The organism is Rothia sp. HMSC066H02, from assembly GCF_001814995.1.
GTDB classification, from domain to species: domain Bacteria; phylum Actinomycetota; class Actinomycetes; order Actinomycetales; family Micrococcaceae; genus Rothia; species Rothia mucilaginosa.
The window spans coordinates 237,811-251,808 of record NZ_KV818667.1 but is presented as its reverse complement, the minus strand read 5'-3'; the positions used below and the strand labels follow the sequence as shown (position 1 = coordinate 251,808).

The 13,998-nt window shown below is 59.9% G+C and carries 15 protein-coding genes and 2 tRNA genes; 7 read left to right on the top strand and 10 right to left on the bottom strand.

Features of this window, described 5'->3' with window-relative positions:
- Positions 1 to 40 precede the first annotated feature (40 nt).
- The 3 genes from HMPREF2999_RS09640 to HMPREF2999_RS01100 form a co-directional block, all read right to left on the bottom strand.
- Positions 41 to 175 (bottom strand): hypothetical protein, encoded by a 135-nt coding sequence (locus tag HMPREF2999_RS09640; protein ID WP_256370701.1) that lies wholly within the window; start codon positions 173 to 175, stop codon positions 41 to 43.
- A gap of 219 nt (positions 176 to 394) precedes the next feature.
- Positions 395 to 2,488: an extensin gene (locus tag HMPREF2999_RS01105; protein WP_246823053.1), complete on the bottom strand. Its 2,094-nt coding sequence runs from the start codon at positions 2,486 to 2,488 to the stop codon at positions 395 to 397.
- Positions 2,489 to 2,507: 19 nt separating this feature from the next.
- Complete coding sequence (locus HMPREF2999_RS01100) at positions 2,508 to 3,101, bottom strand: ABC transporter substrate-binding protein (RefSeq protein ID WP_070674536.1); 594 nt, start codon at positions 3,099 to 3,101, stop codon at positions 2,508 to 2,510.
- A 291-nt stretch (positions 3,102 to 3,392) separates the two neighbouring features.
- On the opposite strand from HMPREF2999_RS01100, the gene purB reads away from it, so the two are divergent.
- Positions 3,393 to 4,826, top strand: a complete 1,434-nt coding sequence (gene purB, locus HMPREF2999_RS01095; protein WP_070674532.1) for an adenylosuccinate lyase — start codon at positions 3,393 to 3,395, stop codon at positions 4,824 to 4,826.
- A 118-nt stretch (positions 4,827 to 4,944) separates the two neighbouring features.
- Here the strand turns inward: purB and HMPREF2999_RS01090 are convergent, their stop codons facing one another.
- Positions 4,945 to 5,826, bottom strand: a complete 882-nt coding sequence (locus HMPREF2999_RS01090; protein ID WP_070674529.1) for a di- and tripeptidase — start codon at positions 5,824 to 5,826, stop codon at positions 4,945 to 4,947.
- Positions 5,827 to 6,099: 273 nt separating this feature from the next.
- Here HMPREF2999_RS01090 and HMPREF2999_RS01085 point away from each other — a divergent pair, with 273 nt between their 5' ends.
- The 3 genes from HMPREF2999_RS01085 (at position 6,100) to HMPREF2999_RS01080 (ending at position 7,735) form a co-directional block, all read left to right on the top strand.
- Positions 6,100 to 7,161 carry an EamA family transporter gene (locus HMPREF2999_RS01085; protein ID WP_070674526.1) on the top strand — a complete coding sequence of 354 codons (1,062 nt, stop codon included), beginning with the start codon at positions 6,100 to 6,102 and terminating at the stop codon, positions 7,159 to 7,161.
- A gap of 201 nt (positions 7,162 to 7,362) precedes the next feature.
- On the top strand, positions 7,363 to 7,488 hold the full coding sequence (locus tag HMPREF2999_RS09635; protein ID WP_005504454.1) for a hypothetical protein: 126 nt from the start codon (positions 7,363 to 7,365) through the stop codon (positions 7,486 to 7,488).
- A 10-nt stretch (positions 7,489 to 7,498) separates the two neighbouring features.
- Positions 7,499 to 7,735, top strand: a complete 237-nt coding sequence (locus HMPREF2999_RS01080; RefSeq protein WP_070674523.1) for a DMT family transporter — start codon at positions 7,499 to 7,501, stop codon at positions 7,733 to 7,735.
- A gap of 122 nt (positions 7,736 to 7,857) precedes the next feature.
- Here HMPREF2999_RS01080 and HMPREF2999_RS01075 read toward each other — a convergent pair whose 3' ends face one another.
- Both HMPREF2999_RS01075 and HMPREF2999_RS01070 read right to left on the bottom strand, forming a co-directional pair.
- Complete coding sequence (locus HMPREF2999_RS01075; RefSeq protein ID WP_070674520.1) at positions 7,858 to 8,646, bottom strand: spermidine synthase; 789 nt, start codon at positions 8,644 to 8,646, stop codon at positions 7,858 to 7,860.
- Positions 8,646 to 9,410 carry a DsbA family protein gene (locus HMPREF2999_RS01070; RefSeq protein ID WP_070674517.1) on the bottom strand — a complete coding sequence of 255 codons (765 nt, stop codon included), beginning with the start codon at positions 9,408 to 9,410 and terminating at the stop codon, positions 8,646 to 8,648. Before HMPREF2999_RS01070 ends, HMPREF2999_RS01075 begins: the two co-directional genes overlap by 1 nt.
- Positions 9,411 to 9,715: 305 nt before the next feature.
- Here HMPREF2999_RS01070 and HMPREF2999_RS01065 point away from each other — a divergent pair.
- Positions 9,716 to 9,790, top strand: a tRNA-Thr gene (locus HMPREF2999_RS01065).
- A 105-nt stretch (positions 9,791 to 9,895) separates the two neighbouring features.
- The gene (locus HMPREF2999_RS01060) at positions 9,896 to 10,162 is read left to right on the top strand and encodes a hypothetical protein (protein ID WP_070674514.1); all 267 of its coding nucleotides are present in this window, start codon (positions 9,896 to 9,898) and stop codon (positions 10,160 to 10,162) included.
- 112 nt (positions 10,163 to 10,274) lie between these two features.
- Here the strand turns inward: HMPREF2999_RS01060 and HMPREF2999_RS01055 are convergent, their stop codons facing one another.
- The 3 genes from HMPREF2999_RS01055 to HMPREF2999_RS01045 all read right to left on the bottom strand — a co-directional run bounded on the left by HMPREF2999_RS01055 (position 10,275) and on the right by HMPREF2999_RS01045 (position 13,272).
- On the bottom strand, positions 10,275 to 11,150 hold the full coding sequence (locus tag HMPREF2999_RS01055; protein WP_070674511.1) for an HpcH/HpaI aldolase/citrate lyase family protein: 876 nt from the start codon (positions 11,148 to 11,150) through the stop codon (positions 10,275 to 10,277).
- 323 nt (positions 11,151 to 11,473) lie between these two features.
- Positions 11,474 to 12,013: a dehydrogenase gene (locus tag HMPREF2999_RS01050; RefSeq protein ID WP_070674508.1), complete on the bottom strand. Its 540-nt coding sequence runs from the start codon at positions 12,011 to 12,013 to the stop codon at positions 11,474 to 11,476.
- Positions 12,014 to 12,261: 248 nt separating this feature from the next.
- On the bottom strand, positions 12,262 to 13,272 hold the full coding sequence (locus HMPREF2999_RS01045) for an NAD(P)H-quinone oxidoreductase (RefSeq protein WP_070599646.1): 1,011 nt from the start codon (positions 13,270 to 13,272) through the stop codon (positions 12,262 to 12,264).
- 125 nt (positions 13,273 to 13,397) lie between these two features.
- On the opposite strand from HMPREF2999_RS01045, the gene HMPREF2999_RS01040 reads away from it, so the two are divergent.
- A tRNA-Ser gene (locus HMPREF2999_RS01040) sits at positions 13,398 to 13,485 on the top strand.
- Positions 13,486 to 13,587: 102 nt separating this feature from the next.
- On the opposite strand, the gene HMPREF2999_RS01035 is transcribed toward HMPREF2999_RS01040, so the two are convergent.
- Positions 13,588 to 13,998, bottom strand: a 411-nt coding sequence (locus HMPREF2999_RS01035; protein WP_168165988.1) for a hypothetical protein, incomplete at its 5' end; no start/stop codon positions are given.

The window sequence follows — 13,998 nt, the reverse complement described above, 5'->3', positions numbered from 1 at the left end:
TCCACCGAGTCCTTGAGATTGGTACTTTTAGACTCGGTGTTTAGACCATCAGGGGTTCACGCTCCTCGATGGGAGTCAGGTCCTCGGGAGGACCTGGTGCGCGGAACCCGGGGTCGATGTTCTCGGGCGGAGTCGGCGCGAGGAACCCGGGGTCAATGCTCTTAGGCGGGAGCATGGGCGCAGGTTTCAGATCCGGCAGAGTCGGGATGAGCGACTCGCTACCGTCGTAGTCTCCACCCTGTCGGGGCCCGGTGAACGGGTCCCTGAGCGCAGAACCAGCGTTAGGGAGCTGCAGCTGATCGATAATTGGCTGAGTAACAGCCTTTTCGATGTGCGTATGCAGATCTGCAGGTTTGGGCAGAATATCCGGCGGGATTAGACCTGCAGGGGGTAGCTACCCCTCTGCCTCGATTCGAGTGGGCATCTTGATGGGCGCAGGCTCCGGACGGCTCAGGTCGCTCGGCATCTTGATGGGGGCAGGCTCGGGGCGGCTCAGGTCGCTCGGCATCTTGATGGCGGGCGGCAGATGCTGCGGGTTGTATCCCTGCAGGAGGGGCACCTTGGGCATCTGCGGCACAGGCATTTCGGGCCATGCAGGCTGCGGGTTCTGAGATTCCTGCGGAGTCGGCTCGGGGTGAGGGATGGTCTTTTTGACGCCCTCGATGACGGCGGGGATTTGCTTAGCAGCCGCCTGTACGGTTTCTCCAGCTTCTCGCTGGAGACCCTCGGCCCTCTGCTTGGCAATCTCCATGCCCACCTGGGCATCTGCAACGGTATCTTCGATTTTCTGCCGAGTATTTTCGATACCGGCTTGCACAGCAGGCTTTGCTTTAGCCAAATGCCCCCCTGTCTGCCCATCAGCGAACTCAGCTATACCCAAGACACCAGGCCTAGTTCCTGAATCCCAGGCAGTGCGACCGTAGATTCCGATACGTCCGGCTGTTATGCTGCTTCGTGCAGCAGGAGGCATACCGTCCGGCAGGCTTGAGGCTGAGGTTACCTTCTGTTCCCCCAGCACATACTCTTTACCGTCCATTGCGGTGTGCATGCCGCCAGGCACCTTGCTACTATGCCCTTCACGTTGTAGTGCCTCGTGGTAATTCTCACCATGATGTTCAGGGTTATTGACGGTGATTACCGTATCGCGTTCATCAGGCTGCCAAGTTCCCCCGAAAATTTGGGCAAGAGGATTCACTGCTGAGTCAGGAACCGGGTCTCCTTCTCCTTCCACGTAGTCCACTCCAAAGTCGCGGCGTTTAGCCGGTAGACCTCGTAGTGGGGAGGCTTGAGCGTAGACACCCACAATGTTGATTTCTTTGGCGACTTCAGTACTATTCGCCATGTTGTGGGCAATCATGCCTCCCTGGCTGAAACCTTCCAGGTACACACGAGCACCCTTGGGAGCACCAGCATCGCGGAGGGCTTGCAAAACCATCTGATAGGCGGGGTTCTCCAGAGTATCTTTGCCCAATGTTTCGCGTCCGATACCAACGATATCTATGATAGATCCACCCCAGGAATCAAAGTTAGTACCCGGAATACTCACGACGTATAGGGCATGGGCAGGGTCGCCTTCGTGCCCTGCTTCATACATGACGGTGACGAGCACGGCACTACGTTCAGCGGTCAAAGGACTCTGTCGGGAACGCTCAAATTCTTGATCCTGCGCCTTAGCAGCTGCCATCAGACGTTCCGAGCTGGCGCCTACAGAGAGCTGGTTTTTCTCGCCGCGGTGCGCAGCAATACCGTATTCGTCGGCAGAAGCGGTCCGAATATTATGAGCCTTAGTACCAAGATAGGTATCGATTCCAGATTTAATGATGCCGAATAGGCCACCACCCAGTACCTTTCGAACGAATCCTCGCGGAATACCAAACATGTCTGCAACGCGGTCAATTGTTCGCTGACGAGCAATTTCGGGATTCCACTTGGCGTCAAAGTAGGCGGTAGCGCCGAAGAGAATACCCGCAATGATAGGCGAATACGGTAGCGTCCGAGATGCCGAGAAGTACCCAAGCTCGGGAATGGTGAGCTTCAAGAGGTAGTTAGCTTCGCCAGGTTCTCCAGCGATGAGTCCGCGCAGGTGGTCTCGGGTGCTGCGTCCGTCGGGTAGCTTGCCGTCCTTTGCGATGCCCATGGATTCGAACCAGCCTGCGACAGTGTTTTCAACCTGCAGGTAGGAGCTGTGGGCGGCACGGACAGCGGCTGCGGTGGCACCGAACTTTGCGGCGCTAATACCGAGCTCTGCAGCGAGGCCACCGCAAATAGCGGCAGCCTGCTGGGCGCGTCCGTTGATGCCGAGGAAGAACCGGGTTTCGGCGGCAATACCGAGAATCGGCATGGTGCGGTCGGCGCAGGTGCGGCTGACAGTATCGAGCCCGTCAGCGATGGCGGGCATTTCTTCAAGGGCGACGCTAATAGTACCTGCGGTGGGCCCTGCAGAGTCGCTGAGGTCACCGATGAGCGCAACGGTGGGTCCGGTAATCATGGTGTCTCCTGGGGTGAGGTTAGTGGGTTCGGATGAGCGAGCTCAGCCCGTCGGGCAGGTTCACGTGCATGAGTGAATCGAGCGTTGACTGGGCTTTTTGCACGCCTGAGCGGGCGATGATTTCGCCGGGGTTGAGTTTTTCGAGGGCGTCGGCGGCACCGTCGGCGAGTTTGCCGAGTAGGTTATCTACGGCGGAGGCGGCGGCTTTGATAGCCTGCGCTTTGCCGGTGAGGTCGTTGGCGAGTTCTTCACCGGCGGCGGCGATCATGGCGGCGGTGCCTTCGGCTTGTTCGGCTTGGTTGCGGATTTTTTCGCGGTGTTCTTCGAGTTGTCGCCGGTAGGCGCGTCCGGCTTCGGATGCCCAGTGGTCGCCGTTGAGTTCGTTGGCGCGTTGGTGTGCGGTGCGGATTTCTTGGGCTTCGGTGCGCATCCTGTGGGAGAGTTCTGCGCCTTTGGCGCGGGCGAGGGTGGCGGCTGCCATGAGCTGTTCGGCGAGGGCGTGGCCGGCGGCGGTGCCGATGCCCATGTGTCCTGCTGCGCGGAGGATATCGGTTGGTTCGATGCGGGGCAGCTGGGGTGCGGGAGGCGGTGCGGTGTCGACGATTGTGTTCACGGGGCGTCCTTTCGGTGGTTGGACTGGTTGTTTGTGTGCCTATTTCTGTCCTGTGTTCGGGTTTGTTTTAGGCTAAATCTGCCGCGGTGACCGTGCAGGCTGAGTACGCCAACCTGTGGATAACTCAGGCTTGTTTCGAAAAATTCGCACGTTTTGACCCCTCAAGACCCGAAAAATACCCCTTCCGCAGCACCTCGTTTTGTCATATTTCTGTAACTAACCGAGCCGCCTCTCACGTCCATATGCTCTTCCCGCCTCTTTTTTTCAGCGAATTCATGCAAAAATAGAGCTATGTCTCACACCAATAACACCTTCTTGCCTTCTGGCCGTATTGACCTGGGCACCGGCGAACTTGCGCTGGGCCCCCTCGACGGACGCTACGCATCCGTAACCGCGCCCCTGACCAACTACCTTTCTGAGGCGGCTCTGAACCGCGACCGCATCCACGTTGAGGTTGAGTGGTTCATTTACCTGTGCGAGCACGAGGTGCTGCCGGGTCTGTCCCCGCTGAGCGAGGAGCAGAAGAAGGGCCTGCGCGCCATCGTGACCGATTTCAACGCTGATTCTGTGGCGGAGCTGGCTGAGATTGAGGCAGTCACCGTTCACGACGTGAAGGCGGTCGAGTACTACATCGGTCGCCGCCTGGAGGGCCTGGGCCTGGGTCACCTGGTGCCGCTGGTTCACTTCGGCTGCACCTCCGAAGACATTAACAACCTCTCCTACGCGCTGGGTATCAAGGACGCCGTTGAGAACGTGTGGATCCCCGCCGCTGAGGAGCTGATTGAGGTTCTGCTGAATCTGGCTGAGGACGGCCGCGACGTGCCGATGCTGTGCCGCACTCACGGCCAGCCGGCAACCCCCTCCACCCTGGGCAAGGAGATGGGCGTGCTCGCCTACCGCCTGAAGCGCCAGGTCAAGCACGTGAAGGCGACCGAGTTCCTGGGCAAGATTAACGGTGCGACCGGCACTTACGCTGCTCACTATGCATCGGTGCCTAGCGCTGATTGGCAGAAGATTTCTCGTGGTTTTGTGGAGCACCTGGGTCTGACTTGGAACCCGCTGACCACTCAGATTGAGTCGCACGACTGGCAGGCCGAGCTGTACTCGGATATCGCACACTTCAACCGCGTGCTGCACAACCTCTGCACCGATGTGTGGAGCTACATTTCGATTGGTTTCTTCCGCCAGATTCCGGTGGCCGGTGCGACCGGTTCGTCCACCATGCCGCACAAGGTGAACCCGATTCGTTTTGAGAATGCGGAGGCTAACCTGGAGCTCTCCAACGCTCTGCTGGATTCGCTGGGTTCGACCCTGGTGACTTCTCGTTGGCAACGCGACCTGACTGACTCCTCGGCTCAGCGCAACATTGGCGTGGCGTTCGGCCACTCGGTGCTGGCTATCTCTAACGTGGTGAAGGGCCTGCAGCGTCTGGATATTGCGACCGACGTGATTTCCGCTGACCTGGATTCCAACTGGGAGGTCCTGGCTGAGGCTATCCAGATGGTGATGCGTGCGGAGGCTATCGCGGGTGTTCCCGGTATGGAGAACCCGTACGAGCGTCTGAAGGAGCTGACTCGCGGTCACCGCGTGGATGCCGCTCGTCTGAAGGAGTTCGTGGCTACTCTGGGTCTCTCCCCTGAGGCTGAGGCGCGTCTGTCGGCGCTGACTCCGCACACCTACAACGGTATTGCGGCTCAGCTGCTGGATCACGCGAAGAACGCGTAGCCTGTAGCGCCCGCTAATCAACAAAGCTAAACACTAAAGACCCCGGATTCCTAACTTAGGGATCCGGGGTCTTTAGCGTGTTGGGTCTTTTTATGTTCTGGTTTTATGACCAGCGGGTTTAGCGGCCGAGCATGCGGCGGTGGCCGGTTTCGGTGTCGTTGCCCTTGCCGCGGGTGAAGACCTTGCCTGCCGCCTTTCCTGCGTCCTTGACGCCCTTGAGGAGGGCACCAGCCACGCCGGAGGAGCTTTCCGAGCCGTCGCCGCCCTGTACGCGGGGTGCGCGCGGGGTAATCATGAGCTCTGCGGGGAAGTAGGCGGGTGCGTCGCCGAAGGCACGGCGGGTGTTGCGCACGACGTCCTTGCCGAGGGTCAGGTTTGCGCCGCCGCCAACGACTGCACCGACGCCGAAGGGCAGGGCGCGGCCGAGCAGTGCGCCGGTCTGGCGGGTGAGGAATCGGCGGATGAACATATTGCGGATGGTGCGCTCGACGCTGAACATCTTGCCGCCGGAGGAGTTGCCGAGCAGCATGCCCCACTTGTTGGAGACGCCGTTTGCCTTACCGGTCTGCAGCAGCACGGTGTTCATGAGCTGGGAGCCTTCGTCGCCGAGCATGATTGCCATGACCATGGAGCGGGCGGTTTCGGCGTCGTGTACGTGCACGCCGTGCAATTCTGCGACTGCCTGGGCGTAGAGGGCGGTGCGTTCGAGGTAGCCGCCGACTGCGAGCGCGGACAGGCTCATGGAGGTGACGGTACCTACGCCGGGCACGAATGCGGATGCGCCGGTGACGCCGCCGATGGCGGTGATGTCGCGCAGGTAGGTGCGGTCGAGGCGCTTGTGGATTTGTTCGGGGGTTTCGTCGGGGTGCGCTTCACGGAGTTTTTTGACGATGGACAGCGCGAGCGGTCGTTGCATGCGCAGTACGTTGTCGAGGGTGGTGGTTAGCGCGGGACGGGGGTTGCCGTCTTCATCGAATAGAGACTTCTTCGGGTCAAGCATGCTCTCAGTAAATCATGGCTTGGTGAATATTTCCTGGATATAGGGGGTTGGGGTGGGGTGTGGGGGTGAAATTTCACCGAGGGCGTGGAGGTTTTTGAGGGGTTGTTAGGGTGTTTTGGTCTCTATTTGCGCCCAATTTTAAAGCGCGTAAAATTGTCCTAGATTACACACTATTCATTGTTTGCATAGTGCGTGACCTGTTTCACGACGATTCGGGGTCGCGCCTGATGACAGATAGCGGCTGACACCTCTTCTGGACTAATAAGGATTGCTATGACTTCTTCCACCCATACGCCCAATGCTGCGCGTTCTCCCCTGGCGACTCAGGGGCTGGGTGTTGCGTACGCGACCGGCGCGATTATTTCGGCGCAGTTCGGTGCGGCTCTTGCTAAGCAGCTGATGGGCGATTTGGGCCCTTGGGGCGTGGTGACTCTGCGCCTGTTGACTTCTTCTATCCTGCTGTGGGCGTTCTTCCGTCCGCAGATTCGTTCGTGGACCCGTCAACAATGGATGACGGTCATTGTTCTCGGTGTCGCCCTGACCGGTGCGAATGCGTTCTTCTATGTGGCGATTGAGCAGGTTCCGCTGGCGATTGCGGTGGCTATTGAGTTTATGGGTCCGCTGGTGCTGGCGACGGTTATGTCGCGCCGCAAGCTGGACCTGGTGTGGATTGCGCTGTCCTTTACGGGCATGGCGATTCTGACGGCTGAGTCCCAGGCGAAGCCTGAAGATTTCGCCCTGATGGGTGTGATTTTCTCGGTCCTGACCGCTGTTTCTCGTGCCGCCTATATTCTGGCGACTGAGAAGGTGGGCGCACTCATCCCGGGCATGGGCGGCATGGTCATGGGTAACGTTGTCTCTACTCTGCTGGTTCTGCCGTTCCCGTTCCTTATTAGCGGCAACAACCTGCTGAAGGTCACTCAGGATGTGAACCTGCTGGCTATTGGCTGCCTGATGGGTCTGCTGGCTTCTGCTCTGCCGGCACTGGGTGAGGTTTCTTCGCTGCGTCTGTTGCCCGCGCATATTTATAGCGTGGTGCTGTCCCTGGAGCCTGCGATTGCGGCGGCTGTGGGTATTGTGATGCTTGGTGAGGCTACCGGCCTGGTTCGCTGGGTTGCTATTGCTCTGCTGGTGGCTGCGAGTATCGGCATTTCAATTTCTCACGCTCGCGCACAGAAGAAGGCGCAGGAGGAGGGCACTTTGGAGGATCCCGATCGCTACTTGCCCGGCGCGGTGGATGCCCACGCGGTTGATATTGCGCAGATGGCAACAAGTTCCATTACGCTTCCGTCGGCTGCGCAGATTAAGGCTGACCGTGAGGCGAAGGGCCTCTAATCTGCTGAACGGTAGCCGTATCAACGGTTTCTAGCACCCCCGGGTAACGAGTAGGATAGTATCTCGTGTTGCCCGGGGGTGCGCTCTTTAACTGCCTTTAACTGCGCTGGTCAGGTTCTTGCCCCCTCCGCCCGAATCGATACGTCACCTGTACGCCTTGAGAGACGCACCGCCTCCTTGTGAGGCGCAGGAAGGAGAATCATGCCGCATACTTCATCTCAACGCCCCGCGCTGGGCATTATGTTTGTGCTGATATCCTGCTCGTCGTTGCAGTTCGGTGCCGCGTTCGCGGTGACGCTCTTCCCGCTGTTTGGTGATTCCCTATAGCGCGGAGCTGATGGCTCTGCGCAACCTGCCGGAGCGCGTATTTAGTGTGCTGATGAGTATGGAGCCCGCTATTGCGGCGATTGCCGGTTGGGCGCTGCTGAATCAGGAGACCGGCCCGATTCGTTGGGTGGCAATTTTCCTGCTGATGACTGCGAGTGTGGGCATTACGCTGACCACCACGAAGGGTGGTTCTCCCCAGCAGAAGGATGGCGGCAAGGACCCCGTCCCCGTGCCACTACCTGAGTAATATCCAAATTCTGCCGGCGTACGGCGCGCGGCGTATAGGAAGCCCCTATAGAAAACTCATAGAGAAAACCGTTGAGGCGGGTACCTGGTTGGTACCCGCCTCAACGGTTTTGTATGTCAGGTTTAGCTCTCAGCCAGCTTGTTCAGCAGGTCGCGTAGCTCATCGGTGGTGAGCACCTCCGCCGGATGCGGACCCAGGGCGTACAGCCAGTCCTGGGTGTCCTCGTCCAGCTCACGGGCGGTACCGACCAGCACGAGGTTGCCCTCATTCTGCCCGCTGAGCATGGAGCTTTCGCACAGACACCACACGTGGTCGAAGACTTCCAGCATGGCGGTTGCCTGCAGCTGGAAGAAGGGCAGACCCGCGTCGTCCCCCACGTTGATGGCGACCATGCCGCGCTCGCTCAGGGCGTCCTTGAGTTCGCGGTAGAAGTCGCGGTTCGCCAGGTGGGCGGGTGCGTCCATGCCGGTGAAGATGTCGAGAATGATCGCGTCGAAGCCGGGTACGCCCAGCAGTTCGGGCAGGTTCGCCAGCTGCTCACGGGCGTCACCGACCACCAGCTGGCAGTCGGTTCCGGCGGGTAGCGGCAGGCGGTCCGTTACGAAGCCCATGAGCTCGGGTTCAATATCCACGGCAACCTGGCGGGAGCCGGGGCGGGTTGCCTGAATATAGCGCACGAGGGTGAGCGCACCGGCGCCCAGGTGTGCGGCGGTGATGGGTTCGCCGGCGGGTGCGAGCGCATCCACCGCGTTTGCGATGCGGCGCAGGTACTCGTAGAACACGTAGTCGGGGTTCTGCACGTCCACGTGGGACTGCTCGGCGCCACCGATTTCGAGGACGTGGCCGTGGTCGCTGAACCCGTCGGGGTGAATTTCGGCGCGCTGCCCGCCGGAGAGCTGAATGTGTGCCACTACTTCACGCCAGCTTCACGCTTGAAGGTGCTGACCAGGTCATCCACCGAGGAGGAAGAATCCAGACCCTCAACGACCTTGTCGTTCACGACGAAAGTGGGGGTGCCCTTCACACCGATCTTCACGGCGTGCTCGTAGTCGCGCTGGATGGGCTTGACGGTGTCGGAGGCGAGCAGGACCTTGTCGAATTCTTCGACGTTCAGGCCCAGTTCCTTGGCGTAGTCGTTGAAGAGGGTGCGCAGCTTGTCGCGCTCTTTGATGTTCTTCCAGTCGTTCTGGGTGTTGAAGAGCTTGTTCGCCATTTCGAGGTGCTTACCCTGCGCCTCGGCTGCTTCCACGGCGAGGGCGGCGGGTACGGCGTTGACGTGCATGTTCAGCGGCATGTGGCGCACGGTCACGTTCAGCACGCCGTCGAGCTTCTTGGCTGCTTCTTCGAACTTGGGTTCTGCCTTGGCGCAGTAGGGGCACTGGTAGTCGGTGTACAGAGTTGCGGTGCCTGCGCCGGGTACTTCGCGGTTGAGGCGGTAGCCGACGTAGCCGTCATCGGCGGTCGCGGAAGCAGTAGCCGAGCCCGAGGGGGCAGCGGATGCCGAAGCGCTCGCGGTGGCGCTCGACGAGGTAGCGGATGCGCTTGCGGAGCCGCTCGCAGATGCCGAGGCGGTCGAAGAAGACTGGGAGGAGCTGGAACCGCATGCGCTCAGCCCCAGGGCGGCGGCGGGTACTACGCCCAGTAGCAGGGTGCGGCGGTTGAGGGGTGAAGTCATGGTGGTTCCTCTCTCTATGGGTGGCGGCCGTCTGTGGTTGATGTGCCAGTGGTTGTTGGGCGCGGTGAGGCGCTGTCAGCCGCCGTGGGTATAGGGTTTATTGTATGCCTCTGCCCTGAACATTCCCTATCTGCGGGCGGGTTTGCGGGGTGAATGCAGTGCACGCCATAGGATCCCTGGCGCCTACTTGCGCCTGTGGTCTCGGTGCTGAAAGTAATTAGCCTCTCCCCCGCCTTTTTGGTACTATTGCGGGGTATGCACTGTTCGTCAGTTGCTTTCAGGCGGCTACGGATGACAGCATATGTGCCTCTATAGCTCAGGGGTAGAGCATTTCCCTCGTAAAGAAAAGGTCGTGGGTTCGAATCCCACTGGGGGCTCCACATCCGCCGTAACGCGTGCCGGTTTCCGGTGTGTTGCGGCGGTTTTTAGCATCTGAGAGTTGTCGTTTTCTCGAAGATGTCACCGTCGAACTTTAGGAGATTCTCATGTCTTCTCACTCCTCAAATACTCAGCGCCTGCAGAATCGTTCGCAGGCTGGTCGTACCGCTGCGGGTTCTTCGCGTTCGATGAGCCCCACGATGCGTTTTGCGCTGGTGTACGTGCTGGCGTTGGTTGTTTCCCTGGCGGTGTGGTTCTTCTACCGTTCCGTGTATGAGGATGACACCTCGTTCCTGGTGCCGATTGTGATTTCTTTGGTAACTTCGTATGTGTGTGCTCATGCGTTGACGGGCGGTAAGTCACCCCGCAACTAGCATCTAAGTTGTAGCGCGCCAGAGGTTTTAGAGCATACAAAAGCCGCGCATCCGGTTCCCCGTTCGGGGTTCGGATGCGCGGCTTTTTACGCGTGTACTTTAGACCAGCGCCTTACTTGGATGCGCGCTGGAAGTCGCTGTCGGTCTTGCCCCACAGGCCGTAAACCTTGGCGAGTTCCTTGACCTTCTTTGCACGCAGGTAACGCGGCAGGTAGGAGCCGTCGCGGGGGCCGTCGAGAGGCACGTCGAGCATCTGGTGTGCTTCTTCGATTTCGATCTCGCTCGGGGAGAATGCGGCGTTGATGGTCTCGGTCTGGCGGATGTCGAGGGTAATCTTACCGGTCATGCCGTGGTCGTTCGCGTAGCCGCATGCCTTGGAGAGGTCGGCACCGTATGCGCCGAGGGTCGGGCCGTCGATGGGGCCGGGCAGACCACCCAGGGTGGAGGCGATGACCAGCTGCGAACGCACGTAGGCGAGCGCCATGGGGGTTGCGGAGGAGCCAGTGTCGCGGCGGTAGTCGCCTGCGCCGAATGCGAGGCGGAAAGTGCCGATTGCGCGCGCAATTTCGACGGAGTGGTGCACGCCGAGTGCGGACTCGATCAGCGCGATGATGGGGGTTCCGGGGGGCAGCTCGGCTGCGGTGCGGTCAATGTCGGTGGCGTGCTCTGCGGTGGCGAGCATGACGCCTCGCAGGCCCTTCACGTTCTTGAGGGCCTTGACGTCCTTCCACCAGTGTTCGGTGGTGATGGCGTTGATTCGCACCCATGCGACGACGCCGGAGTTGAGCATACGGACGACCTGTTCGCGGGCTGCGTCCTTCTCTTCAGCGGGGCAACCGTCTTCGAGGTCGATGATGATGGAGTCAGCCTCGGATTCGAAGGCTTCTTCAAAAACTTCTTCGGTGGAGTTGGCGCGCACGAGGAGCCAGGAACGAGAGAGGCTGGGGCGCAGCTGACGTGCGCGCTCGTTGCGGTGGAATTCAAACATGGTGTGTGACTTCTTCCGTGAATTATTGGTGCATTAGGTTGTGCCGTAGAGGGGCAGGAAAAAGTCTGCGGTTCTTCCGCGCGTACCATCGCATTGTGTCGTCACCTCCATTGTGACGGAACCGCATAAGAAGTGTCCTACACCCCTTCTTTAAGCGTATCGCCTGTTGAGGTGCACATCAAACTAGCTCGCCTGTTAGTCACCGTTCGACTTTGCCCTGCTCACGTGGCGGACGCGGGTCAGGGTGCGGGTTGGGTTGCATTGTCAACGAACCTGCCCGCAGCATCCGGTGCGGATACTGCGGGCAGTTCAGAAGTTTACGATTAGGCTTCCACCAGTTGGGTGCGGCCCACCGGAATACCGTCGTCGAAGGTCAGCTCGCCGGCGGCTTCCTTCTGGGCGCGCTGAATCAGACGTTCGGCGTCTTCAATGTGCTGGATGACGGTTTCCACGCGACGGTGCACGCTCACCTGGCGGTCGCATCCGGTGGCACAGTTGCCGAAGCAACGTGCCATGGCGAGCGCTTCGGCGCAGAGTGCCACGGCGTTACCTGCCTTGGAGAGGGCGCGGTTCAGGTCGGAGTAGGTGCCGAACGGGGAGGCGGGAATATCGCCGTCGCTGGGGGCGAGGCGGTGCGCTTCCATAGCGACTGCACGCACGCGCGGAATCAGGTCGGCGAGCGCGTTTGCGTCCGGCACGATGAGCTCAATCATGGAGGCGGACGAATCGGTTGCCGCTAGGCGTTCGAGGACCTGGTGGAAGCGGTCAATGCCGCGAATGAACCGGTCGTGGGATCGGCGCCAGATGCCTTTGCCGAGTTCGGCGTCGTCGCGGCGCGATTGCAGGTAGCTTTTAAGTCCCATATGTCCTCCTCTGCGTGGTGTGTGTGCCGTGTTTGTTGGTCGGTGGAGGTTGCCGGTGATGGGCTCTGCGGTGACCCGCAAACCTCCCTATGCTTAGGTTACCCTAAATTTCTTTTAGTGACGAGATGTCAGCAGTCAGCTGTTTATTTCAAACCCAGATTTTCTTCACGCCGCTCACGCGACGCTCCCCGCAGCGCCAGCCTAAAATGGCGCCGGCCTAAAATAGCACCGCGGGGGCACAGCGATTTCTAGACCATGCGCAGCACAATCTTGCCGCGATGCTGACCCGAGTCGAAGTACTCGTGGGCGGCAGCCGCCTCCTCCATGTCGAAGATACGGTCCAGACCCACGCCAATCCTGCCGGATTCAATGAGCGGCAGCACGTGTTCGCGTACACCGCGCAGAATCTCAGCCTTCTGCTGATCCGAACGGGTGCGCAGGCTCGTAGCGTGCACCGACAGGCGGCGGGAGAGCATGTACCCCAGGTTCACTTCTGCTTTGGCACCGCCCATCAGACCGATAATGCACAGGTGCCCGCCGTCGGCGAGGGTGTGCAGGTTGTCGTCCAGGTACTTTCCGCCCACGACGTCGAGGATGTAGTCAGCGCCGCGTCCGCCAGTTTCAGCCAGCAGAACTTCACAGAACGAATGTTCGGTATAAATAATGGGTTCCGCGCCTAGTGAGCGCACATATTCTGCTTTTTCCTCGGTGCCCACGGTTGCGAACACGCGGGTACCTACGGCGAGCGCCAGCTGGATGGCGTGCACACCGATACCGCCGGTACCGCCGTGAATGAGCACCACCGCGGGTTCGCCGTCTTCCTTGAGGTTTTCGGCGGGGTTCATGCTCATACCGCAGGTGAGCACCAGGTTCGAGTAGACGGTTGCCGCGACTTCGGGAATACCGGCGGCTTCGGCGAAGCTCAGCTGTTCGGGTACGGGCAGCACGTGGTCGACCGGTACGGTCACGTAGTCGGCGTAGCCGCCTCCAGCGAGGAGCGCCATGACGGGGGTTCCGCGGTTCTCTACGGAGGCACCTTCACCGACCGCTTCGATAACGCCGGCCACTTCGAGGCCGTAGATGGCGCTCGCGCCGGCGGGCGGCGGGTAGAATCCGCGGCGTTGCAGGGCGTCGGCGCGGTTGATTCCGGCGGCGTGAACACGGATGAGAACTTCGTGGGATCGGGGTACGGGGGCGGGGACTTCGCTGATTGTCAGAGCCTCAGGTCCACCGTGACTGTTCTCAATAATTGCTCTCATGAGTCCTCCTCATTGCCGGAAGCACCATCGTTGGTGCGCGATTTACAGAAAGCTTATCGCATGAGATAATCTCGTAGTGCCCTGCGGCACGGTATTGCCATAAAATGCCGGTCTCTGGTGCGTATGGATGGTTGTCCGAGCGGCCGAAGGAGCTGGTCTTGAAAACCAGTAGGCGGTAACCCCGTCTCAAGGGTTCAAATCCCTTACCATCCGCGTTTTAGCTTCTGCTCCACGTGTGGAGCGCAAAGAGCCCCGTTCCTCGTATTGAGGAGCGGGGCTCTTTGCATACGCCATTTTGAGTTACCGGGAGCATCGTTAGTGGATGTGTGACAATGCGTTCACAATCAGCATGATAAGGGCGGCAATACCGATGAAAATGCATAGCCCCAGACCGTTGAGAATCAGACCGCCGATGGCACGGACACCGTACCGTCGTGCCACGAACCCCTGCCAGATGCCCAGAATGTTCAGGATTGGGGCAAGGATAGCTACCAGCAGAGCACTTTCTTCAAGACCTTGGACAAAACCCCAGAACCCTAGAACGAAGGACAGCGGGCCGAGGAAGGCAAAAAGTAGGGAGAAGTTCGCTGCTCTTTTACCGGTTTGTTCCCTCTGCACGTCGGGAGGTAGCTCGCTCGCAGGTAGCAACTCATTGTCCGTATCGTCAGCATCGAGTTGCTCGTTGCCCGTTCCCTGGTAGAGCTTGGCGTATTCGGGGTTGTAATC